Raw genomic sequence first — 24,036 nt, forward strand, 5'->3', positions numbered from 1 at the left:
GATATAGGAGAGAAGGCATGCAGGTGCAGTGCTTCGGTGCGGCCGGGGAGGTCACGGGATCCTGCCTGCTGCTGGAGACGGGCCGCCACCGGCTGCTGCTGGACTGCGGTCTGTTCCAGGGCAGCCGCGAGGAGGAGGAACGCAACCGCGAGGAGTTCCCGTTCCCGCTCGATTCCATCGATGCCGTCATCCTCAGTCATGCCCATCTGGACCACTCCGGCCGCATTCCGCTGTTGATCAAGGCCGGCTATACCGGGCCGGTCTACGCCCACGCCGCCACCCGCGACCTGTGCCGGATCATGCTCAAGGATTCGGGCTACCTCAACGAAAAGGATGCCCAGTGGGAGAATCGCAAGCGCCAGCGCAAGGGGCTGAAGCCGGTCGAACCCATCTACACCCTGGAAGAGGCCAAGGCGTCGATGCGGGCGTTTCGTACACTGCGCTACGACCAGCGCCGGCGCATTCTGCCGGGCGTGCATCTGCGGCTGCGCGATGCCGGCCACATCCTGGGATCGGCCATCGTGGAACTGGAACTGGAGGCGAACGGGACGCGCAGGCGGCTGGTCTATACGGGCGATCTGGGGCATCGCGGCGCTCCCATACTGCGTGACCCGGCCCGGGTGGAGACGGCCGATCAGATCATCATGGAATCCACCTACGGAGATCGCAGTCACCGCTCCTGGGAGGCCACCTGGACGGAGATGGCCGAAGTGCTCGACAGCGCCGCGAACAGCGGCGGCAACGTCATGGTGCCGGCCTTCGCCGTAGGCCGTACCCAGGAACTGCTCTATGCCATGCAGATGAATTACCACGACTGGGGCATGGACCGCTGGCAGATCTTTCTCGACAGCCCGATGGCCATCGAGGCCACCCGGGTCTATTCCCGGCACGTGGACCTGTACGACGCCGAGGCCCGCACCGGCCACGCCCGCCACGACGGACTGTTCGATCTGCCCAACCTGCGCATGACGCGTACGGCCAACCAGTCCATGGCCATCAACAGGATACGCTCCGGCGCGATCATCATCGCCGGCAGCGGCATGTGCACGGGCGGGCGCATCAAGCACCACTTCAAGCACAACCTCTGGCGCAGCGACAGCCATGTGCTCATCGTGGGCTTCCAGGCCAGCGGCACCCTCGGACGGCGACTGGTCGACGGCGCGACCCATGTGCGGCTGTGGGGCGAGACCATCCGGGTCGGGGCGCAGATCCACACCATCGGCGGCCTGTCGGCCCACGCCGATCAGGCCGGACTGCTGGAATGGTATGAGGGGATTGCCGGCCGGCCGCCGGTGATTCTGGTGCATGGCGAGGATGACCCGCGGGAATGCCTGGCCGGGGCGCTGCGCGAGCGCGGGGCGAAGGTGCGGCTGCCGCAGCGGGGCGAGACACTGGGACTGTAGGATGGGTGGAGCGCAGCGCAACCCATCGCGACGCGGCCAGTGATGGGTTGCGTCGCAGGCGCCTCCACCCATCCTACGGGCTTTGAATCAATCGAACCGCATGGACAGATCCACCGCCTGTACGTCCTTGGTGAGATTGCCGATCGAGATCCGGTCCACGCCGGTCTCGGCAATGGCGCGTACCGTCTCCAGGTTCACTCCGCCCGAGGCCTCCAGTTGCACCCGCCCCAGGTTCAACTCCACCGCCGCGCGCAGTCTGGCCAGGTCGAAGTTGTCCAGCAGCACGATATCGGCGCCGGCGGTGATGGCCGCTTCCAACTGATCCAGATTCTCCACCTCGATCTCGACGGGCAGGCTGTGGTGCAGGCGCCGCGCCTGGGCGATCGCCGCGGCAATCGAGCCGGCCGCGGCGATGTGGTTCTCCTTGATCAGGATGCCGTCGTACAGCCCCAGCCGGTGGTTGTGGCAGCCGCCGCAGCGCACGGCGTATTTCTGGGCGTGACGCAGGCCCGGCAGGGTCTTGCGGGTGTCCAGCAGGCGCACCGGCAGGCCGGTCGCCGTATCGGCGTAGCGCCGGGCCAGGGTGGCGGTGCCGCTCAGGGTCTGCAGCAGATTGAGCGCGGCGCGCTCGCCGGTGAGCAGGCCGCGTGCCGGGCCCTGCAGCCGGCACAGGGGCTGGTCCGGCTCGACCCGGTCGCCGTCGGCGGCCAGCCAGTCGATGCGGATACGGTCATCGACGGCGGCGAACACGGCATTGACCCAGTCCCGGCCGCACAGCACCGCCGGCTCGCGGCTGATGATGCGGGCCCTGGCCTCAGCGGTTTCCGGAATCAGCGCAGCGGTGAGATCGCCGCCGCCGACGTCTTCCTCCAATACCCGCCGCACCAGGGCGTGGACCTGTTGGTCGAGGGCTTCCAGGCGCATGTGGTTTCGTTGCCTCCGGTAGTTTGTGGAAGTGAGGAGTGAGGAGAATAGCCGGATGGCGGCGGACATTCCCACCTTCGCCGTCATCCCCGCGCAGGCGGGGATCCATCACCCGCTGCGGTCCCTGGATCCCGGCCTGCGCCGGGATGACGGAGGATGCAGGCCGGGGTAAACGCAGTATTTCCGGCCCCGGGCTGGCGGCCCTTGTACCGCCTGTGCTTTTGTTCCTCCTTACTCCTCACGCCTCACGCTCGAAATACTCCCGCGTCACCCTGAAGACCACCGGACTGAGCAGCAGCAGGGCGATCAGATTGGGAATCGCCATCAGGCCGTTCATCACATCCGCGGCCAGCCACAGGGGCCGGAGTTCGGCCACTGCACCCAGCGGGATGCAGACGATCCACAGCGCCCGGTAGCCGGCGATGATGTCCGGCCCGAACAGATACTCGGCGCAGCGTTCACCATAGAAGCTCCACCCCAGCAGGGTGGTATAGGCAAACAGGATCAGGCCGAAGGTGACGATGTATTCGCCGATCTGCGGCAGGCCGGCGGCGAAGGCATAGGAAGTGAGTGCCGCGCCGTTGAGTTGCACGCCGGCGGCATCGACCTCGGTCCAGCCGCCGCTGAGCACGATCACCAGGGCGGTGATGGTGCAGATGATCAGGGTGTCGATGAAGGTGCCCAGCATCCCGATCACACCCTGGCGCACCGGGTCATTGGTCCTGGCCGCGGCATGGGCGATAGGGGCCGTGCCGAGCCCGGCCTCGTTGGAGAACACGCCGCGGGCCACGCCGAAGCGGATGGCCATCAGCAGGGTCGAGCCGGCGAAGCCGCCGGCGGCGGCCGAGCCGGTGAAGGCGTCGGTCACGATGGTTGTCAGTGCGGCAGGGACCTGGTCGATCTGCAGCCCGATGATGAGCAGCCCGCCCAGCAGGTAGGCGGCGGCCATGAAGGGCACCAGTTTGCCGGCCACCTCGCCGATGCGGCGAATGCCGCCGATCAGCACGGCGAAGGTGAAACCGGCCAGCAGCAGGCCGGTGGCCCAGAGCGGAACGGCGAAATTGGTCTCCACGGCGTGCGCGACCGAGTTGGCCTGGATGGTGTTGCCGATGCCGAAGGCGGCCACGGTGCCGAACAGGGCGAACAGGAAGGCCAGCCAGCGCCAGTTCCGGCCCAGGCCGTTCTTGATATAGTACATGGGACCGCCCTGCTGGCGGCCCAGGCGGTCCACTTCGCGATAGCGCACGGCCAGCACGGCCTCGCCGTACTTGGTGGCCATGCCGACCACGGCCGTGACCCACATCCAGAATACCGCGCCGGGTCCGCCGATGGCGATCGCCGTTGCCACCCCGGCGATGTTGCCGGTGCCGACCGTGGCCGACAGCGCCGTCATCAGGGCGTTGAAGGGGCTGATGTCGCCGGGCGCGTCACTCGGTCTGCGGCCCTGCCACAGCATGCGCAGGCCGTAGCCGAGCCGGCGCAGGGGCATGAACTTCAGGCCCAGGGTGAGATACACACCTGTGCCGACCAGCAGCACCAGCATTGCCGGGCCCCAGATGATGCCGCTGAGGTCACTCAGCAGATTGGTGTAGGATTCCATGGCTGTATCCCGCGCTTGTATACCCAATCATTGCATAAATTGCGGCTGTTACACCTGCTACACCTGCTACCGTCATCCTCTGCTACCGTCATCCCCGCGCAGGCGGGGATGACGAGAAGCAGGTTCCGGCTGGACTGCACTTTGGGTGAATTCCAGCCACGGGGCAGATATACCGGAATTGATCTGAAAATACAGGCCTTCACGTGTATGTGCTGATTTTATTATGCAAATGTCAGTCTATTGCCTGTATGCCGGGCTGATGCCGGCTTATCGGGGCAACGGCCTGAGTATGAGCCGGTCGCCGCGCTGGGTAAACTCCAGGCGCCTGAGCACGCTCATGCCGAGCAGGATGTCCTCGGAGCGGTAGCTGGGGTTGATGCTGGCGCGCACGTCCCGTACCACCAGATCGCCGATGGCCAGTTCGTCGAGGCGGGTCAGGTAGCCGGTGGTGAAGCCGTTGGCGGTCTGGTAGCGAACGGCGCGGCCGCGCTCCAGCCCCAGTCGGGCGGCGATGTCGGCGGGAATGGCGACGTCCGAGGCGCCGGTGTCGATCATGAAACGCACCGGCTGGCCGTTGATCTCGCCGCTGGTGACATAGTGGCCGTAGTCGTTGCGTCTGAGCACGATTTCGGTGGCGCCGTCCGGGCCGCTGCGGCTGATCACCTGCTGGTTGGGGTTGTGGCGACGCTCGAGGTAGCCGTTGAACAGCCAGGTGAGCAGACCCAGGGCCAGGATCCAGGCCAGGATGATCATCCCCTTGCCGAGGCGCGGGGGTGAGGGAGAGGGCGGATTCATGCCGCCATTATACATTGCGACCGCTGGCATGCCGATCGGCTGTGGCCGCCGCGTCTGCTGATCTGAGTCAACACGTACTCATCCCGTTTCACTGACAATCCTGCCTGGTCCCGACTGGCGCTGACGCGTGCCGCGGCAGGCGCGCCGGGATGGGCCGGGGCCGGTCTGGTACAATCGTGCCGGTAGGGCCGTCATAGGGCCTGTCCGCATCGCCCGGCGCGAACGCCGCAACCGACGAGGATGAGCTTGAAACCACACCTGCTGGCCTTCGCCCGAACCCTGCGCGACAGCCTGCGCGATCTGGCGCCGATCTTCATCGTGATCGCCTTCTTTCAGCTGGTGGTGCTGCGTCAGCCCATTCCGGAACTGGAACAGATCCTGTTCGGGAGCCTGCTGGTGGTGGTGGGCCTGACCCTGTTCGTTCAGGGCCTGCGGTTGGGGCTGTTCCCGGTGGGCGAGAACATGGCCTATGCCTTCGCACGCAAGGGCAGTGTCACCTGGCTGCTGCTGTTCGCCTTTGCCCTGGGATTCGGTACCACGGTGGCGGAACCGGCGCTGATTGCGGTGGCCAGCAAGGCCAGTGCAGCTGCCGCCGAGGCGGGGCTGGTGACCGACAGCGAGGCCGCGCGCTATGCTTATGCCTGGGGGTTGCGCATCACTGTGGGCCTGGCCGTGGGCGTGGCGCTGGTTGTCGGCGTGCTGCGCATACTCCGCGGCTGGCCGATGCATGTCATGATTACCGCCGCCTATCTGCTGATGGTCGCCATCACGCCCTTCGCGCCGCGTGAGATCATGGGCATCGCCTATGATTTCGGCGCCGTGACGACTTCCGAAATCACCGTGCCGCTGGTTGCTGCGCTTGGCGTCGGGCTGGCATCGTCGATCACCGGCCGCAATCCCCTGGTCGACGGCTTCGGTCTGGTGGCCTTTGCATCGGTGATGCCGATGATCTTTGTCATGGTCTACGGGATACTGGGATGATCGAGATCCTGAATACAGGCCTGCGGGTGTTGCTGGTGGCGCTACTGGATATCCTGCCCATCATCCTGGTGCTGGTGGTATTCCAGTGGCTGGCCATACGTCGGCCGTTCCCGAATCTCAGGCGCACGGCGCTGGGATTTGTCTATGTGGCGCTGGGGCTGGTGATCTTCCTCGAAGGCCTGGAACTGGCACTGTTCCCGCTCGGTACCCTGATGGCGGATCAGTTGACCGATGCGAGTTTTATCTTCGGTGCGCAGACCCCGCCTGCAGATGTAGACTGGAAGGATTATTATTGGGTTTACATCTTCGCAGTGGCGTTGGGATTCACCAGCAGCATCGCCGAACCTGCGGTGATTGCCGTGGCCATGAAGGTGCGTGATGTTTCCGGCGGCACCATCAGCCTGTGGGGGCTACGCCTGGTGGTGGCCCTGGGCGTGGCGCTCGGCCTGATCGTGGGCACGGTGAAGCTGGTGACCGGCCTTCCGCTGCATTATTTCATGATCCCGGCCTACCTGCTGCTGATTGTGCAGACCTGGCTGGCTCCGCGCAGTATCATCCCGATAGCGTACGACTCCGGTGGGGTTACGACATCGATCGTCACGGTGCCGTTGGTGACAGCGCTGGGCCTGGGACTGGCGGAGGCGATACCTGGCCGCAGCCCCTTGCTGGACGGCTTCGGTCTGGTGGCCTTCGCCTGTCTGTTCCCGATCATGACCGTGATGGGCTATGCACAACTCAGTGTTTATTCTGCCCGGCGCGCGGGCCACGGCTCCGAATCCAGAGGAAATTGACCGATGCATTTCAAATTGCTGATTGCACTGATTGAGGATGACAGGACCGACGCCGTCATGGATGCCGCCCGCGAGGCCGGGGCGACCGGCGCGACCATCATCAGCAATGCCCGCGGCGAGGGGCTGAAGGAGGCCAGGACCTTCTTCGGCCTGAGCCTCGAAACCCAGCGCGATGTGCTGCTGTTCCTGGTCGAGGAACATCTGAGCCGGCCCATCCTGGAGAAGATCGCCGAGGTCGGGGAGTTCGAGAGCAAGCCCGGCCAGGGCATTGCCTTTCAGGTCGATGTGGAGGACGCCGTGGGCGTCACCCAGCAGATCCGCAGTCTCAGTCCAGTCGTGGAGGACAAGCTATGAACCGGCAGCCGCTGATACAGGTACGGGATGTCATGAAGCAGCAGTTCGACATGGTCGACGGCATGATGACCATCTCCGAAGCCCTGGAGAAGATGAAGCATGTCGAGACCAAGGCCCTGCTCGTGGACAAGCGCCATGAAAACGACGAGTACGGCATGCTGCTCATTTCCGACATTGCCCGGCATGTGCTGGCCAAGGACCGCTCGCCGGACCGGGTCAACGTCTACGAAATCATGGCCAAGCCCGTGGTCAGCGTCGACCCGGCCATGGACATCCGCTACTGCGCCAGACTGTTCGAGCGCTTCGATCTGTCACGCGCGCCGGTGATCGAGGCCGGTCGGGTCATCGGCATCGTGAGTTTCACCGATATGGTGCTGCGGGGATTGCTCCGCCAGGCGGAATAAAGTGCCGCCTGGCGGGAGGCGGCCTCCTGTACAGGCCCATGGCCACACCATTGACCTCGGGCGGGTAGGTTTCGGTCACCCGGCCGATCGTGAGTTGTTGTGCCATGGGCAGGGCATGCGGATGCCGGGATACGGTGCACTGTGGCGCAACTCTGTGACCACAGCTTGACACAGGGGTGAGGTTCCAATGACTCCTGACCGCGCAGGCTGTCATTTATCTGTAATATTCTTGCGTTGTAATGCCTGAGAATGCAGGAAATGGTCAAGTAAATGAATTTCAGGGTCCTGATAGTTGAAGACGAGCCTGCCATCCGCGAGATGGTGGCCTTCGCGCTGGAGCGTGCCGGGTTCCAGTACCGGGAAGCCGAAACCGCCGGCGCGGCCCAGGTCGCCATCGCCGACGAGCAGCCGGATCTGATCCTGCTCGACTGGATGCTGCCGGATATGACCGGCATCGACCTGGCGCGGCGGATCAAGAAGGATGAACTCTCGGCGGCCATCCCCGTCATCATGCTCACCGCCCGCGGCGAGGAGGAGGACAAGATCCGTGGCCTGGACGCCGGCGCCGACGACTATGTCACCAAACCCTTCTCGCCGCGCGAACTGGTCGCGCGCATCAAGGCCGTGCTGCGCCGCAGCCGCGGTGAGGAAGCCGACCAGATCCTGGAGGTCGAGGGACTGATGCTGGATCCCGTCGGGCATCGTGTCAGCGTCGGCGGTGAGGCCCTGGAAATGGGGCCGACTGAGTTCCGTCTGCTGCATTTCTTCATGACCCACCCCGAGCGCGTGTTCAGCCGCAGCCGCTTGCTCGACAGTGTCTGGGGGCGTAACGTCTACGTCGAGGAACGCACCGTGGACGTGCATATCCGGCGCCTGCGCAAGGCCCTGTCCGCCCATGGTCATGACCGGTTGATCCAGACGGTCCGCGGTGCCGGTTATCGGTTCTCGACACAGGTATAGGCATTGTTCAATCCCTGGGCTGACGAAGCGTGGGTGGTGGCTGCACTGCTGGTGGCGGCGCTGGGTACTGGCCTGCTGCTGGGACAGCCGGTCGTTCTGGTGCTGTTGCTGCTGCTGGTCGTGTTGGCCTATCTTGCCTGGCAGCTGCGCAATCTGCGTCTGCTGCAGCGCTGGCTGGAGGAGGGCCGGCGCTTCCAGCCGCCGGAATCGGTTGGCGTCTGGGGCGATGTTTTCCAGGGGATTTATCGCCTGCAGCAGCGCAATCGCAAGCGCAAGCGCAAGTTGCGCAAGATGCTCAAGCGGTTCCAGGAGGCGACCGAGGCGCTCCCGGATGCCACGGCAGTGCTCACACAGGACGACGAGATCGAATGGTGGAACCCGCCGGCAGCCGGCCTGCTCGGGTTGAGCTATCCCCGGGATATCGGTCAGCGCATCGGCAACCTGATCCGTCACCCGGACTTATCCGGGTATCTGCGCGGTGGGGAATACGAAGGCGATGCGGTCGAATTGTCGTCGCCGGTCGATGAGCATATCCGCCTGTCGCTGCGCATCGTGCCCTATGGCAAGAATTATCGCCTGCTGATTGCGCGCGATATCACCCGGCTTCAGCAACTGGAGCAGATGCGGCGGGATTTCGTGGCCAATGTCTCGCATGAACTGCGCACCCCCCTCACCGTGGTCTGCGGCTATCTGGAGACGCTTGAGGAGGAATGTGGCCGCGGGGAGCCGGAACTGCAGAAGATCATCGCCACCATGCGGGAACAGAGCGAGCGCATGCAGCGTATCGTGGATGATCTGCTGATGCTCTCACGCCTGGAGACCGAGCGCGTCAGCGAACAGCCTGAGCCGGTCAATGTGGCGGCGATGCTGGCCCAGGTCTGTGAGGACGCCAGACGCCTGAGCGGCCCCGAGCATCATCAGATCCGGCTCGAGGCCGATGCCGGCCTGTGGCTGCGCGGGAACGACAATGAGTTGCGCAGCCTGTTTTCCAATCTCGTCTTCAATGCCGTGCGCTATACGCCGGGGGGCGGGGAGATTACGGTCAAATGGTTCTGCGATGACAGCGATGCCGTATTCGAGGTTGCCGATAGCGGCATCGGGATCGCCGAGCATCATCTCTCCCGTCTGACCGAGCGCTTCTACCGTGTCGATACCGGCCGTTCCCGTGCCCGCGGCGGCACCGGCCTGGGGCTGGCCATCGTCAAGCACGTGCTTCTGCGTCATGGTGGGCGACTGGAAATAGACAGCCGGCTGGACGAAGGCAGCACTTTCCGGGCCCGCCTCCCGGCCGCGCGTGTGGTGCGCACAGGCCGGGAACCCACCGGCGGATCGCTGTAACAAAGCGGTAACAAAACCGTCACCCTCGTGTCATCCTCTGACCGCAGAATCTCTCCTCATGATGTCTGACATCGGGTTTTCCACATTTTCATCTGCAACCATCCGAGGAGTGATTCAATGCATCCCTTCAGCAAGCTGATTACGGCCATGGGCCTGGCCGGCGCCTTCGTCATGGGCACGGCCGGCGCCGCCGATCTCGACCCCAACCTGACGGAATACGAAAAATCCAGCGGCGTGTCAGGTAACCTGTCCAGCGTGGGTTCCGACACCCTGGCCAACCTGATGACCCTGTGGGCCGAGGAGTTCAAGCGCGTGTACCCCAACGTCAACATCCAGATCCAGGCCGCCGGTTCCTCCACCGCGCCTCCGGCCCTGACCGAAGGGACCTCCAACATCGGTCCGATGAGCCGCAAGATGAAGGACAAGGAGATCGAGGCATTCGAGCGCCGCCACGGCTACAAGCCCACGCCGATCCGGGTGGCCATCGACGCCTTGGCGGTATTCGTGCACAAGGACAACCCGATCGAGGGCCTGAGCATCCCGCAGGTCGATGCCGTGTTCTCCTCCACCCGCATGTGCGGCGCCGCCGGCGACGTCAACACCTGGAGCGATCTCGGCCTGACCGGCGACTGGGCCAACCGTCCGGTGCAGCTCTACGGCCGCAACTCGGTCTCCGGTACCTATGGCTACTTCAAGAAGGTTGCCCTGTGCAAGGGTGACTACAAGAATACTGTCAACGAACAGCCGGGCTCGGCGTCGGTGGTGCAGTCGGTGACCACCTCGATCAACGGCATCGGCTATTCCGGTATCGGCTACAAGACCTCCGGCGTCCGTGCCCTGCCCATCGCAGCGAAGGACGGTGGCGAGTTCGTGGAAGCCACGGCGGACAACGCCATCGCCGGCAAGTATCCGCTGGCGCGCTTTCTCTACGTCTACGTGAACAAGCACCCGAACAAGCCCCTGCCCCCGCTGGAGCGTGAGTTCCTGAAGCTGGTGATGAGCAAGGTCGGCCAGCAGGTGGTGGTCAAGGACGGCTATTACCCGCTGCCCGCCAAGGTGGCTGAGCAGGAGCTGGAAAAACTCAAGTAATACGCAAACGCTCCGGTCAGGGACGACTGGTAGGCGGCCTCCGGCGACGGAGGCCGTTTTTCTTTTATGCCGCGGTGATCATGTAGCGCAGGGCATAGAAGTCGCTGTAATCGACGTGGCGCAGCATCAGGCCCACGCCTTCGTCGCTGCCGTGCACCACATAGGCCGGCATCCGGTGTTCGTGCGTCCGGGTCTGGCCCTCGGAGACGAAGCTCACCTGCAGTTCCGCTTCCACCGGCAGTTCGGCGCCGTGGGTGCGCACGAACATCCCTTCCAGGCTGATGTCCCGGGTGCGGCCCATGATGGTGCCAACCGGCGGATAGTACAGGGCGACATCCATTTCGATCGGTTTGCGTTCACTCCAGCGTTGTTCGATGGGCATGGTCCCTCCCGGCTGTTGTCTGCTGGAAATCTGTCAATGATCGATGAAAAAGCAATTTTGATGCCAATAAGTTAAGAAATTGCAGCGCAGATCCTGTCTGGTTGTCCGTCATGCCTGCGCCGGCCCGGACGGCGCCGGGCATCGGCGGACATGGGGCGGGGATCACGCATCCGCTGTCCTTAACTCTAGCCGGCTTGCGGGGTATGTCCATCAGCCGCCGGGGATTGCCCAATCTGGCCTCGACCGCCGGGATGACGGTATGATGCGGCATCGGAATCGTAAAGGGACCAGGCATGCCGTTTGAGGCCGAACAGAATCCCTCCGCCCCCGCGGCCGAGGCCGATACCATCGCTGCCGTCGACCTCGGTTCGAACAGCTTCCACATGATCGTCGCCAGCCAGGACAACGGGCAGCTCAAGGTGCTGGACCGGCTGCGCGAGCCGGTGCGCCTGGCCGCGGGCCTGACCCCCGAGCACCGTCTGAGCGACGAGGCGCGCGCCCGCGCCCTGGCCTGCCTGGAGCGCTTCGGCCAGCGCCTGCGCGAATTTCCCTCCGGCGCGGTGCGGGCGGTCGGCACCAACACCCTGCGCCGCGCCAACCGCGACGGCGCCTTTCTGGAACAGGCCCGCCAGGCCCTGGGTCATCCGATCGAGATCATCTCCGGTGTGGAGGAGGCGCGCCTGATCTACCAGGGCGTGAGCCACAGCGTGGCCGCGGAGCCGGGACGGCGGCTGGTGTTGGATATCGGCGGCGGCAGCACCGAACTGATCGTCGGTGAGGGTTTTCTGCCCCTGTACATGGAAAGCCTCTATATGGGCTGTGTCTCCATGAGCCAGCGTTTCTTCCCGGACGGGGAGATCACCAAGGAAGGCATGCGCCGCGCCGTCCTGGCCGCTCAGCTGGAATTCCGGCCGGTGCGGGCGCGGATTCGCAGTCTGTCCTGGCAGAGCGAGACGGGGGCCTCGGGGACAATCAAGGCGATCCGGGAAATCGTCATCAATGAGGGCTGGTCGGAGCAGGGCATCACTTATCAGGCGCTGAAGCGGCTGCGCAAGGCGCTGCTTGCCGCCGGCCATGTCGACCGACTGAATCTGAAGGGATTGTCCGACGAGCGCCGCCCGGTGCTGGCGGGCGGCTTTGCCATTCTGTTTGCCGCGTTCGAGGTGCTGAAGATGAAACGCATGAACGTCTCTACCGGTGCGCTGCGCGAAGGCCTGATGCTGGATCTGCTGGGACGTATGCGCCACGAGGATATCCGCGAGGCGACGATCGCGGCGATGGCGCAGCGCTACCAGGTGGATACCGAACATGCCCAGCGGGTGGAGCAGCTGGCACTGGCCTTCTTCGAACAGGTCCGGGGCTGCTGGGGCCTGAATGAGCAATGGCAGCAGTGGCTGCACTGGGCGGCCTGCCTGCACGAGGTGGGACTGATCATCGCGCACAGTCAGTATCACAAGCACGGCGCCTACCTGATCCAGCATTCGGATATGGCCGGCTTCTCGCTCGGCGAGCAGGCCCGGTTGGCCAGTCTGGTGCGCGGGCACCGGCGCAAGCTCAACAAGGAACTGTGGAAATCACAGCCGCCGCAGATGCTCTACATCACCCTGCTGCTGCGTCTGGCGGTGCTGTTGCAGCGGGGGCGGTCGGACCGGCTGCCCGCTGATCTGGCACTGGTCTGTGCCCCCGAAGGTATCTCGCTGCAGTTTCCCTCCGGCTGGCTGGAGGCCCATCCTCTGACCCGTGCCGGACTGGAAGAGGAACAGAACTACCTGGCCGCGGTGGGACTGCGGCTTGATTTCACCTGAAGCCTTGCCTCCCCGTGGCCACTGCCTGGGGACGGTGCCGGCACCGTCCGGTCTGCATGCCGTCTTCAGCGCCCGATCCTGCGGGCGATCCAGAAATCCAGACTGGCGTAGCGGCCGGCGCCGGTGAAGAACAGCACCAGCAGCATGATGAAATAGGTGGCGGCGAATTCGATGCCGTTCTTCAGGACGGTAATGCTGCCGGCCTCCGTCAGCCAGCTGTAATTGCCATGTTCACGCAGGATATCCCGGGCCATATCACGCCGCTCCACGGCGTCTTCGATCAGGTCCGTGCGCCACTCCCAGGGTACGGTCAGTTCCGTTTCCGGCAGTACGTGCCAGCCATTGTCCCAGTGTGCGGTGGCGGCGGCCACGATCATGGTGAACATGAGCGGAATGGCGGCCCAGCGGGTGGCGAGGCCGATCAGGAGCAGGATGCCGCCGACCAGTTCGCTCAGGACGGCCAGGTAGACCATCAGTTCCGGCGCCGGCATGCCGAGCCAGGCGAACCATTGGGCGACATTGTCCACATTTGCCAGCTTGTTGCTGCCTGCCAGGATGAAAATGGGCGCGAGAAACAGCCGCAGGGCCAGCGGGGCAATGAAATCCAGGGCGCGGGTACGGTCGAGCAGGTTCTGCAGACGCAGCATCAGTTGCAGCATGGCTGTTCTCCTTGTTTTACGGGTTGCGTGACGACAGGCAGGGAATGCGCACCCCTGCAAATACTGTACTGTCCGGTCCATATTTATGGAAGACGAATCGGGATCGGAGCCAGGCATGGGTATTCCGATATCAGTCTGTAGTGTGGGGGCTGTGGAGGATCCGCCGGTGCTGCCAGTCGGCCAGGATGCCGCGGCCGCCGGTAATGACCACGTCGGGCTCGGAGTGCCCGAGTTCGACGGTGATCTGTTCCAGCGCCTGGCGGGCGGTGTAGCCCGGGTCGCCGGCACGCTCCAGCAGCAGCGCCAGCAGCCGCGCACTCACCGCATTGAGTTCGATGAAGCGTACCTCATCGTCCGGATCGCGATACAGCAGCAGGTAGGTCGGTGCCGGCGGTGGTGCGTCGGGCTGGTAATCGGGGCCGATCCGGTGGACCGGAAAGCGGTAGCTGAAGGGCCAGGCCAGCGGCGAGACCTGCAGCGGCGTATCGAGCAGTCCGGCATCAGTGATGCCGGCCGCCGGGGGGAGTTGCTCGTCGGCGACCGACAGCGCCAGCTCTGCCCATTCGTAATGGGCCAGTTCATACAGGAAGGGCGGATCCCCGGCATGGGCATCGCGGCTGTGTTCCAGATAGGTCAGGAACTCGCGCGGGATATCGAGAAAATAGGGCGAATGGCAGCGGTGCCGGACCAGAAAGTCGCGCATCATCTCCTGCCACTGCGCCTCCGGCAGCAGTTGGTGGAGCACGGGCAGGGTTCCGGCCAGAAAGCTGCTGATGTTGTTGATGAACAATTCGCGATAGATCGCCATGCGCCGATCTTCCACATCGGCGGGTGCGGGCTGATGCGCCGGATCGCGGATATGCGCGGCGAAGGCGAACTGGGTGGCCTGGAAATCACCGGTCTCAGCCATGCTCGGCTCCGGCCGGGGCTGAGGCCGGTTGAGCCCCGGCGTGTCTGCGCTGCAGGTCCAGGATATGGTCCAGTTCACCCAGCAGCTGCGGCAGCGGCGGTATGTTGAAGTCGCGCTCCAGCAGGGTCGGGATGACGCCGAAGCGGGCGTAGGTCTTGTCCAGCAACGCCCACACCGGATCGATGACATCGGCACCATGGGTATCGACGATCAGGTCCTCGGCCTCGTTGTAGTGGCCGGCGACATGGATGTAGGCGATGCGCCCGGGGTCGACCCGGGCGAGAAAGGCCTCGGGGTCATAGCCGTGATTGACGCTGTTGACGTAGATGTTGTTCACGTCCAGCAGCAGGTCGCAGTCGGCCTCCTCCAGGACGGCGTTGATGAATTCGATCTCGCTCATCTCCTGCTGCGGTGCGGCATAGTAGGAGACATTTTCCACCGCGATGCGGCGTTCCAGGATGTCCTGGGTACGGCGGATGCGCTGCGCCACATGGTGGATGGCGGCTTCGGTGAAGGGGATGGGCATGAGGTCATAGAGATGCCCGTCGTCGCTGCAATAGCTCAGATGCTCGGTGCAGCAGCGTATCCTGTGTTCATCCAGGAAACGCCTGGTCTTGTGAATGAGGGCCTCATCCAGCGGTGCGGGTCCGCCGAGTGACAGCGACAGGCCGTGGGTGACGAAGGGATAGCGCTCGGTGAATTCGCGCAGCTGTCGACCGAAGCGGCCGCCCACGCCGATCCAGTTCTCCGGGGCCACCTCCATGAAGTGCACCTGTTCGGGGGAATGGTCCGCGAGCGGACCCATCAGGGTCCGCCGCAGTCCCAGTCCGGCGCCGGTGATAGGATAGCTTGCCGAACTCACGGGGCCAGTCCGTTACTGGTTACCGCCGCACTTGCCTTCACCGCACTTGCCTTCGGCCTTGTCCTTCTTGCCGCCGCACTTGCCTTCACCGCATTTGCCCTCGGCCTTGCCCTTCTTGTCCTTGTCGCAGTTCTCGCGGTCCTTGTCCTTCTTGCCGCCGCACTTGCCTTCGCCGCATTTGCCCTCGTGGGCATCGGCCACCATATAGCCGGAGGCGAGTTCGGCCTGCTGGAAGGGGTTTTCCGCTGCGCCGACGCTGCCGGCGGCGAGGCTGGCGGCAAAGGCGGTGCCGATGGCGAGTGACAGGGGCTTGCGGTTGGAATGCTGTGACATGGTCGTACCTCCAGTTGTCTTGTTGTGCCGGCTCATGGGAGCCGGTCGGGTCTTCAGCGCCGGCCGGGCCGGAACTGCATTGCATGTGACCCGCGATGGCGGATAAAGGTTCCATCGGATTTCGGGCCACTTTCAGTGAAGACAGCCGCCGGGAGTCACGGTTCCCGGATTATCGTAAATATGGACCGATCAGTCCACTAGGGCCTTTCGACCGGCTCTGACTTGTGCCGGTACTCGCACAGATCATGGATCAGACAGCCCGGACAGCGCGGCCGGCGTGCGGTGCAGGTATAGCGACCGTGCAGGATCAGCCAGTGGTGCGCGTTCCTGAGATAGGGTTCGGGCACGACCTTGAGCAGTTTTTTTTCGACCTGCAGCACGGTCTTCCCGGGGGCGATGCCGGTGCGGTTGGCCACGCGGAATATATGAGTGTCGACGGCGATGGTCGGTTCACCGAAGGCAGTATTGAGGATCACGTTGGCGGTCTTGCGCCCCACGCCGGGCAGGGCCTCGAGTGCCTCGCGCTCGCCCGGTACCCGGCCGCCGTGCCGCTCGGCCAGGATGCGGCAGGTGGCAATGATGTTGCTGGCCTTGCTGTTGTACAGGCCGATGGTCCTGATGTGCCGCTTCAGACCTGCCTCGCCAAGTTCGAGCATGGCCTGAGGGGTGCGGACCTGGCGAAACAGGGCGGCCGTGGCCTGGTTCACACTGCGGTCGGTGGCCTGGGCGGAGAGGATCACCGCGATCAGCAGCTGGAAACGGTTGCCGTAATGCAACTCGGTGGTCGGGTCGGGGTTGGCTTCCTGGAAGCGCTTGAAAATGGCCTCGCGCTTGGACTTGTTCATTTTTAACTCATTGATTTCAAGATGCTGTTGCACGGTATTGTACTGGAGCCGGGATGGATTGCGATGATCGGGAATGAATGCCGTCAAGAATTCGTCTATTTTTGATAGAGCCCCGGCTGATTCAGACGACTCGGGCAGGGCCGCATACACATCGCCCCGGCGGCGGTCCGGCTGGCAGACTTATGAGTACGGAATCGGATTATTTTTCCAACCTGCATGCCTTCCCGGAGGAAAGTGCACTGGCCCCGGCACTGGCGGCGGCGGACATCCAGACCTGGGACTGGGATCCGGCCAGCAGCCGCATGCGCTGGTCGGCCCGGGACGGGGGCCGCCCCGGCCCCGCCACGTACCAATCCTTCCTCGGCCAACTCCATCCGGCCGACCGTCAGCGGGTCGTGGACGCAATCGAGGCGGCCCTGGGCGGCGGTCAGACCCTGTATGTGGAGTACCGCAGCCTGCCGGAGGCGGGGACACCGCGCTGGTTTCTGCTGGCGGGCAGTCCGATCCGGGACCGCCAGGGGCGGGTGCAACGGATGGTCGGCATCTGCCAGGACATCACCGACTATCACGATGCCATTGCCCGGCTGCGCCGTCGCGAACTGCGCCACAGCGAGGCCGAGGCCCTGGTGCACCTGGGCAGCTGGGAGCTCGATGTCCGCACCGGCATGGCGGCCTGGTCGGATGAGGAATACCGGCTGCTCGGATATCAGCCCGGCGCGGTCCGACCCAGCTACCAGAAATTCCTGGACGCGGTGCACCCCGAGGACCGCGCGACCATGGTGCTGGAGATCGAACGTGCCCTGCAGGGGGATGCGGATCTGTATCGGGTCGAGCACCGGGTCGCGCTGGCCGATGGCGGCGAGCGCCACGTGCTGCAGCAGGGCCGGGTCAGTTTCGATGCCGAGGGCCGACCGGCCCGCCTGATCGGCACCACGCTGGATATCACCCACCGGGTGCAGGCGGAAAAGGCGCTGCAGGATTCGCGTGCCCAGTGGGACCACATCATGGATTTCTTCGAGGACGCTGTGTATGTGGTGGACCTCGATGACCGCGTCGTGCGTGCAAATCGCGCCTTCTACGAACTTACCGGCCTGACCGCCGAGACCGCCCTCGGCCGCAGCATCATGGATATCATGCATCCCCACGGTGAGCCGGTGCCCTGCCCGGTGTGCCAGGCCCGGCAGCGGCGGCGGGACACGCTGGTGACCCTGGAGGCCGATCATCCCGACAACCGGTTCGGCCGTCCCATCGAGATCATGGTGCGCATGATCCGGGGTTCGGACGGCGAGATCAGTGCCGTCCTGATGGCCCTGCGCGATCTGACCCGCACCCGCGCGACCGAGGACGAGTTGCGGCGCCTCAACGCCCACATCCGGCTGCTGATGGAGTCGGCCGGCGAGGGCATCTACGGCATCGACCGTCAGGGGCGCTGTACCTTCATCAACAGCGCAGCGCTGCGCATGCTGGGACTGGAGCGGGACCAGGTGCTGGGCCAGCCCATCCAGACGCTGATCCGATGCGAAACGGACGGCGAGGCGGCGGCGGCCGACGACGACGCGCTGGTGTTCAGCGTCATGGCCAGCGGCCGTGGAGGGCGTTCCGAGGCCGAACTGCTGCGGCGCAGCGACGGCGAGTGTTTCCCGGTGGAGTACTCGGCCTATCCGACCGCCGAGAACGATCAGGTCACCGGTGCCGTGGTGGTGTTCCGGGACGTGACCGAAGCGCGCGAACTGAACCGCAGGATGGACTACCTGGCCACCCACGATGCCCTGACGGGCCTGGTCAACCGCCATGCCTTCGAGCAGCGCCTGCGCCGGGCGCTCGAGGCGTCGAACCGCCACGGCAGCGAGCATGTGCTGTGCTACCTGGATCTGGACCAGTTCAAGGTGGTCAACGATACTTGCGGCCATGTCGCCGGCGATGAACTGCTGCGCCAGCTCAGCACCCTGCTGCACGAGCGCATCCGCCACACCGATATGCTGGGGCGGCTGGGCGGCGACGAATTCGGCGTGCTGCTGGAGGATTGCCAGACCGGGGAGGCGCTGCGTATCGCCCAGGAACTGGCGCGCACTGTGCAGGAATTCCGCTTCATGTGGGAGAACAAGACCTTCTCGCTGGGCGTGAGTATCGGCCTGGCCGCCATTGACCGTTCCACCCGCGATGTCGGTACGGCGCTGGCCCAGGCCGATGCCGCCTGTTACATGGCCAAGGAGGCCGGACGCAATCGCATCCACCTCTACCAGCGCGACGATGTGGAGACGGCGCAGCGTCACGGCGAGATGCAGTGGGTCTCCCGTCTGCAGGAAGCGCTGGCGCAGGACCATTTCTGCCTGCGCTATCAGATTATTGAGCCGACAAGCGGCGCTGCCGAAGGGCTGCATTGCGAGATGCTGGTCGCGCTGTGCAATCGCGGCGCCGAAATGATACCGCCGGGCGCCTTCCTGCCGGCGGCGGAGCGCTACAACCTGATGCCGGCCATCGACCGCTGGGTGGTCAATGCCGTGCTGGACTGGCTGCAGGCCAGCCCCGGGGTGCGGGAGCAACTGGCGCTGTGTTCCATCAACCTGTCCGGCACCTCGCTCAGCGACGAGGAGTTCCACGGCTTCCTGGTCCGTCGTATCCGGGCCAGCGGCGTGCCCGCGCAGATGCTGTGCTTCGAGATCACCGAAACCGCTGCCGTCACCAACCTGAGTGCGGCCATCCGCCTGATCCGGGAACTGAAACAGCTGGGCTGCCGCTTCGCCCTGGACGATTTCGGCAGCGGCATGTCGTCGTTCGGCTATTTGAAGGAACTGCCGGTGGATTACCTGAAAATCGACGGCGCCTTCGTCAAGGACATCCTCAATGATCCGGTCGACCGGGCAATGGTCACGGCCATCCGTGACATCGGCCATGTCATGGGCATCCGCACCATCGCCGAGTTCGTCGAAAGCGAGGCCATCCGCGCGGTGCTGCAGGAGATCGGGGTGGACTACGTGCAGGGCTACGGTGTGGCCTGGCCGCAGCTGCTGCCGCCGGCGGGCGAGCCGCTGTAGTATCGCGGCATCAGGCCGTGGCGGCCTCGCCGGCCGCCGCGCGCAGCGGTCGCCGGGCGCGGCGCCGGTCGATGATGTTCTTCACCGCGATGATCAGCCCCAGGCCGATGAAGGCCCCGGGCGGCAGTACCGCCAGCAGGAAGCCGCGATAATCCTCGACCAGGGTCAGCGACCAGTTGGCCGCGAACTCCCCGAACATCAGATGGGCCTGGGCGAACAGGGTGCCCTTGCCGACGATCTCGCGCAGCGCCCCGAGCGTGACCAGCACGGCGGTGAAGCCCAGCCCCATCGCCAGCCCGTCGGTGAAGGCCGCGCGCAGCCGGTTCTTGGAGGCGAAGGCCTCGGCCCGGCCGATGATGGAGCAGTTGGTGACGATCAACGGGATGAAGATGCCGAGGATCAGGTACAGGTCGTGGAACCAGGCGTTCATGCTGATCTCGATCACGGTCACCGTCGAGGCGATCACCAGCACGAACACCGGGATGCGCACCTCGGGCCGGACCAGCTTGCGGATGGCGGAGACCACCGAGTTGGAGATGATCAGGGTCAGGGTGGTGGCAATGCCCAGCCCCAGGCCGTTGATGAAGGTGGTGGTCACGGCCAGCAGCGGGCACAGTCCCAGCAGCTGTACCAGGGCCGGGTTGTTGTTCCACAGGCCGTTGCGGGCGATTTCGGGATAGCTGGTGTCAGTCATCGTCGGGCTCGTCGCTGGGTGTCCGGCCGGCGGCCTCGGGTCGGGCGAAGACCTCCGTCGGGTGGGCGTCGAAGTATAGCAGTGTGCGGCGGATGGCGTTGACCACCGCCCGCGGCGTGATGGTCGCCCCGGTGAACTGGTCAAAGGCGCCGCCGTCGCGCCGGACGGTCCAGCGCTGCGCCGGCGGATCGCCGAGGCTGCGCCCGACAAAGCCCTGGATCCAGTCGGAACGCCCGGCCTCGATGGCGTCGCCCAGCCCCGGCGTTTCCCGGTGCGAGAGCACGCGTACGCCGGTGATCACGCCGGTGACGTCGATGCTCACCAGCAGCCGGATGCGGCCATTGTAGCCGTCCGGCGCGACAGTGGAGAACACCGCCGCCACCGGCATCCCCTGCATGCGCGCCCGGTAGACGGTCACCGGTTCGTCGATCCCGAAGGCCGGGTCACGGACCTCGATGCGGTCCTCCAGCAACGCATTGTCGTAGCGTTCGGGGTTGATCACCTGGTTGAGATGCCGACGCAGCACCTGACGCTCGTTGCGCTCGATCTGCTCCCGGCTCTGCTGGTAGGTGACAGCCACCAGACTGGTGCCGATGGCGGCAAAGGCGAACAGCAGCACCCCGGTGAGCAGGATGTGGCGGTAGCTGCTCACTTGCGCTCCTGGCCGTAGACCCGGGGCTGGGTGTAGTAGTCGATGGTCGGTACGGCCATGTTCATCAGCAGCACGGCGAAGGCCACGCCGTCGGGGTAACCGCCCCAGGCCCGGATGATGTAGATCAGGATGCCAATGCCGGCGCCGTAGAGCAGCCGTCCGCGCGGCGTGGTGCTGGCCGAAACCGGATCGGTGGCGATGAAGAAGGCCCCCAGCATGGCCGCGCCGCTGAACAGGTGAAACAGCGGTGAGGCGTAGGTATCGCTGTCGACGGCATAGAACAGCAGTGCCATGACGAACAGTCCGCCCAGCACGCCGGCCGGGATCTGCCACTGGATGGTGCCGCGATACAGCAGCCAGCCCCCGCCCAGCAGAAAGCCCAGATTGACCCACTCCCAGCCATAGCCGCCGATGTCGCCGAAGCGGGGACCGGCCTGGATCTCGGTCAGGGTCAGACCCAGGCCCAGCTGGGTCTTGATGGTGTCCAGGGGCGTGGCCATGCTGATGGCGTCCACGCTGACGTTGGCGGGCAGGCTGCCCAGCAGCGACCAGGCCAGGGTGTCCACCAGCGACAGCTGCACCTCGGCCAGGGCCTGCGGCGGGGCCCACAGGGTCATTTCGCGCGGGAAGGAGATCAGCAGCACGACATAGCCGACCATGGCGGGATTGAAGGGGTTGTAGCCGAGTCCGCCATAGAGCTGCTTGGCGATGACGATGGCGAACAGGCCGCCGATGACGGGTATCCACCAGGGGGCGAAGGGCGGCAGGGTCAGTGCCAGCAGCAGGGCGGTCAGGGCCGCGCTGCCGTCGGCCAGGGTGGCGCGCACCGGACGCCGGCGCAGACGCAGCACGGCGGCCTCGGCGCCGATGCAGGTGGCCAGGGCCAGCACCAGGTTGATCAGCACGCCCCAGCCGAAGAACCACCAGGCCATGAGCAGTCCCGGGACGGCGGCCAGCATGACGCCGCGCATCAGCCTGCCGACGTGCGCGGGGCCGGACAGGTGGGGCGAGCTGTAGGTGCGGAATTCCATCGTCTCAGTCGTTCCTGTCCGGGGGCGGGGCGGTGCTGGCGTCCGCGGCCTGACGCTCGGTGCCGGTCACCTGCTTCTTCGCCTGTGCCCGCTCCAGCGCGGCCTGGATGGCGGCCTGCTTGCTCTTGTCATCGCCCTCGCGCACGGCCTTCTTCTTCTGCTTGAGGCGTTCGGCGCGCTCGCGTTTTTCCCGCTCCAGCCGCTCCTGCCGGGATTCGTGACGCTGGCGGGCGATGTCGGCCTTGATGCGATCGTGCTCCTGGGCCCAGATCTCGGTCTTGGCGAAGCGGTAGTACTGCACCAGCGGGATCTGGCTGGGGCAGACATAGGCGCAGCAGCCGCATTCGATGCAATCGAACAGGTTGTAGTCCTGGGCCTTGTCGAAATCCCGGGCATGGGCGTACCAGTACAGCTGCTGCGGCAGCAGCTGCGCCGGGCAGACGCGTACGCACTCGCCGCAGCGGATGCAGGGCAGCGGCGGCTGCGGCGGCGGCAGCTCAGCGCGGGTGGTGGCCAGCAGGCAGTTGGTGGTCTTGATCACCGGCAGGGCGTCGCTGGTCAGGGCGAAGCCCATCATGGGCCCGCCCATGAGCATGCGGTCCACCCCCGGGCTGTAGCCGCCGCAGGCCTCGATCAGGTGATGCATGGGGGTGCCGATGCGCACCTCCAGGTTGGCCGGCTCGCGCACACCGGCGCCGGTGACGGTGACGATGCGTGAGATCAGCGGCTCGTTGTGGTGGATGGCATGATAGACCGCCGCCACCGTGGCCGGGTTCTGGCAGACCACGCCGATGTCGGCCGGCAGACTCTGGCTGGGTACCTCGCGCCCGGTCAGGATCTGGATCAGCTGCTTCTCGCCGCCGGACGGGTACAGGGTGGGGATGGCCACCACCCGGATGTTGCCCAGCCTGGGGTCGGCGGCCAGGGCCTGGTCCAGGGCGGCGATCGCCTCGGGCTTGTTGTCCTCGATCCCGATCACGCAGGTGGATACCCGCAGGGCATGCATCAGGATGTGGGCGCCCTCGATGATCTCCCGCGGGCGCTCGCGCATCAGCATGTCGTCGCAGCTGATGTAGGGTTCGCACTCGGCACCGTTGATGACCAGCAGGTCGATCGGCTTGTGCGGGCCCGGATTCATCTTGATGAAGGTGGGGAAGCCGGCGCCGCCCATGCCGACGATCCCGGCGCGGCGGATGCGGTTGCGCAACTCGCTCGGATCCAGGCTGCGGTAGTCGGCGTGGGGCTCGCCGGCGACCGGGGTGTCGTCGCCGTCGCTGTCGATGACGATGGCCGGCGCGCTCAGTCCGGACGGGTGGGGCACGGGATGGTCGCCGATGTCGATGACCCGGCCTGAGGTCGGGGCATGCACCGGCACGCTGACATAGCCCTCGGCGCGGGCGATCAGCTGGCCCTTCCTGACCCGGTCGCCGACCTCGACCTCCGCCCGGGCCGGTTCGCCGATGTGCTGCTGCAGCGGCAGGATCAGCCGCGGCGGTACCGGCAGGGTGCGCACCGGCGTCGCCGTCGCCGCCGCCTTGCAGTCGGGCAGCGTCAGCCCGCCGTGGAAATGATGCAGGCGGGACAGGTCCAGACGTTCATGTTTGCGCTCGGTGTCAGCCATCGGCGGCACTCCGCTCGGCGATATCGATGCGGCGCTCGTCCGGCGCGGGCCACTTCCACTGATTGATGTCCTCCGGCACCGGCACCATGTCGATGCAGTCCACCGGGCAGGGCTCGATGCACAGTTCGCAGCCGGTGCACTCTTCGGCGATCACCGTGTGCATGTGCTTGGCCGCGCCCAGGATGGCGTCCACCGGGCAGGCCTGGATGCACAGGGTGCAGCCGATGCAGACCTGTTCGTCGATTACCGCGACGCGCCTGCCCTTGTGCTCGCCATGCTCGGCCTCGTTCAGGGGGATGAAGTCGCGTCCCAGCAGGTCGGCCAAGGCGCGGATGCCGGCCTCGCCGCCGGGCGGGCACTGGTTGATCTCGGCCTCGCCGGCGGCGATGGCCTCGGCGTAGGGGCGACAGCCGGCGAAGCCGCACTGGCCGCACTGGGTCTGGGGCAGGATGGCGTTGATCTGGTCGACCACCGGATCGGATTCCACCTTGAAGCGGATGGCGGCATAGCCCAGCAGCAGGCCGAACAGGGCGGCCAGCACGCCCAGGGCGAGCACGGCACTGAGGAT

At 65.5% G+C, this 24,036-nt stretch carries 24 protein-coding genes; 10 read left to right on the forward strand and 14 right to left on the reverse strand.

The genetic code is table 11. The features are described 5' to 3' along the window. Positions 1 to 17: 17 nt before the first annotated feature. Positions 18 to 1,403, forward strand: a complete 1,386-nt coding sequence (locus CFK21_RS04625; RefSeq protein WP_096365229.1) for an MBL fold metallo-hydrolase RNA specificity domain-containing protein — start codon at positions 18 to 20, stop codon at positions 1,401 to 1,403. Positions 1,404 to 1,490: 87 nt separating this feature from the next. Here CFK21_RS04625 and nadC read toward each other — a convergent pair whose 3' ends face one another. The 3 genes from nadC to CFK21_RS04640 all read right to left on the reverse strand — a co-directional run bounded on the left by nadC (position 1,491) and on the right by CFK21_RS04640 (position 4,722). Further along, positions 1,491 to 2,327, reverse strand: a complete 837-nt coding sequence (gene nadC, locus CFK21_RS04630) for a carboxylating nicotinate-nucleotide diphosphorylase (protein ID WP_096365231.1) — start codon at positions 2,325 to 2,327, stop codon at positions 1,491 to 1,493. A gap of 238 nt (positions 2,328 to 2,565) precedes the next feature. Continuing rightward, positions 2,566 to 3,927, reverse strand: a complete 1,362-nt coding sequence (locus tag CFK21_RS04635) for an alanine/glycine:cation symporter family protein (RefSeq protein WP_096365233.1) — start codon at positions 3,925 to 3,927, stop codon at positions 2,566 to 2,568. 267 nt (positions 3,928 to 4,194) lie between these two features. Continuing rightward, the gene (locus tag CFK21_RS04640) at positions 4,195 to 4,722 is read right to left on the reverse strand and encodes a retropepsin-like aspartic protease family protein (protein WP_096367488.1); all 528 of its coding nucleotides are present in this window, start codon (positions 4,720 to 4,722) and stop codon (positions 4,195 to 4,197) included. A 240-nt stretch (positions 4,723 to 4,962) separates the two neighbouring features. Here CFK21_RS04640 and CFK21_RS15490 point away from each other — a divergent pair, with 240 nt between their 5' ends. From CFK21_RS15490 to CFK21_RS04675, 7 genes are all read left to right on the forward strand, one after another. Further along, positions 4,963 to 5,703 (forward strand): DUF1538 domain-containing protein, encoded by a 741-nt coding sequence (locus CFK21_RS15490; RefSeq protein WP_096365235.1) that lies wholly within the window; start codon positions 4,963 to 4,965, stop codon positions 5,701 to 5,703. Continuing rightward, complete coding sequence (locus CFK21_RS15495) at positions 5,700 to 6,494, forward strand: DUF1538 domain-containing protein (protein WP_096365237.1); 795 nt, start codon at positions 5,700 to 5,702, stop codon at positions 6,492 to 6,494. The genes CFK21_RS15490 and CFK21_RS15495 overlap by 4 nt, the downstream gene beginning before the upstream one ends. Before the next feature lie 3 nt (positions 6,495 to 6,497). Then, on the forward strand, positions 6,498 to 6,848 hold the full coding sequence (locus tag CFK21_RS04655; RefSeq protein ID WP_096365239.1) for a P-II family nitrogen regulator: 351 nt from the start codon (positions 6,498 to 6,500) through the stop codon (positions 6,846 to 6,848). Further along, the gene (locus tag CFK21_RS04660) at positions 6,845 to 7,252 is read left to right on the forward strand and encodes a CBS domain-containing protein (protein WP_096365241.1); all 408 of its coding nucleotides are present in this window, start codon (positions 6,845 to 6,847) and stop codon (positions 7,250 to 7,252) included. The genes CFK21_RS04655 and CFK21_RS04660 overlap by 4 nt, the downstream gene beginning before the upstream one ends. Positions 7,253 to 7,522: 270 nt before the next feature. Then, positions 7,523 to 8,212 carry a phosphate regulon transcriptional regulator PhoB gene (gene phoB, locus CFK21_RS04665; RefSeq protein ID WP_096365243.1) on the forward strand — a complete coding sequence of 230 codons (690 nt, stop codon included), beginning with the start codon at positions 7,523 to 7,525 and terminating at the stop codon, positions 8,210 to 8,212. Between the two features lie 3 nt (positions 8,213 to 8,215). Next, a complete protein-coding gene (gene phoR, locus CFK21_RS04670) occupies positions 8,216 to 9,550 on the forward strand; it encodes a phosphate regulon sensor histidine kinase PhoR (protein ID WP_096365245.1) in 1,335 nt (444 codons plus the stop codon). A 117-nt stretch (positions 9,551 to 9,667) separates the two neighbouring features. Next, positions 9,668 to 10,639, forward strand: coding sequence for a PstS family phosphate ABC transporter substrate-binding protein (locus tag CFK21_RS04675; protein WP_096365247.1), 972 nt, complete (start codon positions 9,668 to 9,670; stop codon positions 10,637 to 10,639). 64 nt (positions 10,640 to 10,703) lie between these two features. Here CFK21_RS04675 and CFK21_RS04680 read toward each other — a convergent pair whose 3' ends face one another. After that, positions 10,704 to 11,021: a PilZ domain-containing protein gene (locus tag CFK21_RS04680; protein ID WP_096365248.1), complete on the reverse strand. Its 318-nt coding sequence runs from the start codon at positions 11,019 to 11,021 to the stop codon at positions 10,704 to 10,706. A 293-nt stretch (positions 11,022 to 11,314) separates the two neighbouring features. On the opposite strand from CFK21_RS04680, the gene ppx reads away from it, so the two are divergent. Next, positions 11,315 to 12,826, forward strand: coding sequence for an exopolyphosphatase (ppx, locus tag CFK21_RS04685; protein WP_096365250.1), 1,512 nt, complete (start codon positions 11,315 to 11,317; stop codon positions 12,824 to 12,826). A gap of 65 nt (positions 12,827 to 12,891) precedes the next feature. On the opposite strand, the gene CFK21_RS04690 is transcribed toward ppx, so the two are convergent. From CFK21_RS04690 to nth, 5 genes are all read right to left on the reverse strand, one after another. Then, positions 12,892 to 13,485 carry an HvfX family Cu-binding RiPP maturation protein gene (locus tag CFK21_RS04690; protein ID WP_096365252.1) on the reverse strand — a complete coding sequence of 198 codons (594 nt, stop codon included), beginning with the start codon at positions 13,483 to 13,485 and terminating at the stop codon, positions 12,892 to 12,894. 130 nt (positions 13,486 to 13,615) lie between these two features. After that, the gene (locus CFK21_RS04695; protein WP_096365254.1) at positions 13,616 to 14,395 is read right to left on the reverse strand and encodes an HvfC family RiPP maturation protein; all 780 of its coding nucleotides are present in this window, start codon (positions 14,393 to 14,395) and stop codon (positions 13,616 to 13,618) included. After that, positions 14,388 to 15,200 carry an HvfB family MNIO-type RiPP peptide maturase gene (locus tag CFK21_RS04700; protein WP_231971563.1) on the reverse strand — a complete coding sequence of 271 codons (813 nt, stop codon included), beginning with the start codon at positions 15,198 to 15,200 and terminating at the stop codon, positions 14,388 to 14,390. Before CFK21_RS04700 ends, CFK21_RS04695 begins: the two co-directional genes overlap by 8 nt. Positions 15,201 to 15,269: 69 nt before the next feature. Next, a complete protein-coding gene (locus CFK21_RS04705; RefSeq protein WP_096365258.1) occupies positions 15,270 to 15,590 on the reverse strand; it encodes an HvfA family oxazolone/thioamide-modified RiPP metallophore in 321 nt (106 codons plus the stop codon). Positions 15,591 to 15,787: 197 nt separating this feature from the next. After that, entirely contained in the window at positions 15,788 to 16,435 is a 648-nt protein-coding gene (nth, locus tag CFK21_RS04710) for an endonuclease III (protein WP_096365260.1), read from the reverse strand. A gap of 182 nt (positions 16,436 to 16,617) precedes the next feature. On the opposite strand from nth, the gene CFK21_RS04715 reads away from it, so the two are divergent. Further along, positions 16,618 to 19,470, forward strand: coding sequence for an EAL domain-containing protein (locus CFK21_RS04715; RefSeq protein ID WP_172844255.1), 2,853 nt, complete (start codon positions 16,618 to 16,620; stop codon positions 19,468 to 19,470). A 10-nt stretch (positions 19,471 to 19,480) separates the two neighbouring features. Here the strand turns inward: CFK21_RS04715 and CFK21_RS04720 are convergent, their stop codons facing one another. The 5 genes from CFK21_RS04720 to rsxB are packed head-to-tail and all read right to left on the reverse strand — an operon-like array spanning position 19,481 to position 24,036. After that, positions 19,481 to 20,164 carry an electron transport complex subunit E gene (locus CFK21_RS04720; RefSeq protein ID WP_096365264.1) on the reverse strand — a complete coding sequence of 228 codons (684 nt, stop codon included), beginning with the start codon at positions 20,162 to 20,164 and terminating at the stop codon, positions 19,481 to 19,483. Beyond that, entirely contained in the window at positions 20,157 to 20,816 is a 660-nt protein-coding gene (gene rsxG, locus CFK21_RS04725) for an electron transport complex subunit RsxG (protein WP_231971564.1), read from the reverse strand. The genes CFK21_RS04720 and rsxG overlap by 8 nt, the downstream gene beginning before the upstream one ends. Next, the gene (rsxD, locus tag CFK21_RS04730) at positions 20,813 to 21,847 is read right to left on the reverse strand and encodes an electron transport complex subunit RsxD (protein ID WP_096365266.1); all 1,035 of its coding nucleotides are present in this window, start codon (positions 21,845 to 21,847) and stop codon (positions 20,813 to 20,815) included. Before rsxD ends, rsxG begins: the two co-directional genes overlap by 4 nt. A 4-nt stretch (positions 21,848 to 21,851) precedes the next feature. Then, positions 21,852 to 23,468, reverse strand: a complete 1,617-nt coding sequence (gene rsxC, locus CFK21_RS04735; protein ID WP_096365268.1) for an electron transport complex subunit RsxC — start codon at positions 23,466 to 23,468, stop codon at positions 21,852 to 21,854. Further along, positions 23,461 to 24,036, reverse strand: a complete 576-nt coding sequence (gene rsxB / locus CFK21_RS04740; RefSeq protein WP_096367490.1) for an electron transport complex subunit RsxB — start codon at positions 24,034 to 24,036, stop codon at positions 23,461 to 23,463. The genes rsxC and rsxB overlap by 8 nt, the downstream gene beginning before the upstream one ends.

This window comes from Thiohalobacter thiocyanaticus (assembly GCF_002356355.1).
GTDB lineage: Bacteria > Pseudomonadota > Gammaproteobacteria > Thiohalobacterales > Thiohalobacteraceae > Thiohalobacter > Thiohalobacter thiocyanaticus_A.

Excerpts from the sequence above, each read along its gene's own strand:
- CFK21_RS04700 (WP_231971563.1), bottom strand. The coding sequence starts at position 15,200 with ATGGGTCCGCTCGCGGACCATTCCCCCGAACAGGTGCACTTCATGGAG.
- CFK21_RS04680 (WP_096365248.1), bottom strand. The coding sequence starts at position 11,021 with ATGCCCATCGAACAACGCTGGAGTGAACGCAAACCGATCGAAATGGAT.
- CFK21_RS04640 (WP_096367488.1), bottom strand. The coding sequence starts at position 4,722 with ATGAATCCGCCCTCTCCCTCACCCCCGCGCCTCGGCAAGGGGATGATC.
- CFK21_RS04635 (WP_096365233.1), bottom strand. The coding sequence starts at position 3,927 with ATGGAATCCTACACCAATCTGCTGAGTGACCTCAGCGGCATCATCTGG.
- ppx (WP_096365250.1), top strand. The coding sequence starts at position 11,315 with ATGCCGTTTGAGGCCGAACAGAATCCCTCCGCCCCCGCGGCCGAGGCC.
- CFK21_RS04705 (WP_096365258.1), bottom strand. The coding sequence starts at position 15,590 with ATGTCACAGCATTCCAACCGCAAGCCCCTGTCACTCGCCATCGGCACC.
- phoB (WP_096365243.1), top strand. The coding sequence starts at position 7,523 with ATGAATTTCAGGGTCCTGATAGTTGAAGACGAGCCTGCCATCCGCGAG.
- CFK21_RS04695 (WP_096365254.1), bottom strand. The coding sequence starts at position 14,395 with ATGGCTGAGACCGGTGATTTCCAGGCCACCCAGTTCGCCTTCGCCGCG.
- CFK21_RS04690 (WP_096365252.1), bottom strand. The coding sequence starts at position 13,485 with ATGCTGCAACTGATGCTGCGTCTGCAGAACCTGCTCGACCGTACCCGC.
- rsxD (WP_096365266.1), bottom strand. The coding sequence starts at position 21,847 with ATGGAATTCCGCACCTACAGCTCGCCCCACCTGTCCGGCCCCGCGCAC.
- rsxC (WP_096365268.1), bottom strand. The coding sequence starts at position 23,468 with ATGGCTGACACCGAGCGCAAACATGAACGTCTGGACCTGTCCCGCCTG.
- CFK21_RS04660 (WP_096365241.1), top strand. The coding sequence starts at position 6,845 with ATGAACCGGCAGCCGCTGATACAGGTACGGGATGTCATGAAGCAGCAG.
- nth (WP_096365260.1), bottom strand. The coding sequence starts at position 16,435 with ATGAACAAGTCCAAGCGCGAGGCCATTTTCAAGCGCTTCCAGGAAGCC.
- CFK21_RS15495 (WP_096365237.1), top strand. The coding sequence starts at position 5,700 with ATGATCGAGATCCTGAATACAGGCCTGCGGGTGTTGCTGGTGGCGCTA.
- CFK21_RS04625 (WP_096365229.1), top strand. The coding sequence starts at position 18 with ATGCAGGTGCAGTGCTTCGGTGCGGCCGGGGAGGTCACGGGATCCTGC.
- CFK21_RS04655 (WP_096365239.1), top strand. The coding sequence starts at position 6,498 with ATGCATTTCAAATTGCTGATTGCACTGATTGAGGATGACAGGACCGAC.
- CFK21_RS15490 (WP_096365235.1), top strand. The coding sequence starts at position 4,963 with ATGAGCTTGAAACCACACCTGCTGGCCTTCGCCCGAACCCTGCGCGAC.
- nadC (WP_096365231.1), bottom strand. The coding sequence starts at position 2,327 with ATGCGCCTGGAAGCCCTCGACCAACAGGTCCACGCCCTGGTGCGGCGG.
- CFK21_RS04720 (WP_096365264.1), bottom strand. The coding sequence starts at position 20,164 with ATGACTGACACCAGCTATCCCGAAATCGCCCGCAACGGCCTGTGGAAC.
- CFK21_RS04675 (WP_096365247.1), top strand. The coding sequence starts at position 9,668 with ATGCATCCCTTCAGCAAGCTGATTACGGCCATGGGCCTGGCCGGCGCC.
- CFK21_RS04715 (WP_172844255.1), top strand. The coding sequence starts at position 16,618 with ATGAGTACGGAATCGGATTATTTTTCCAACCTGCATGCCTTCCCGGAG.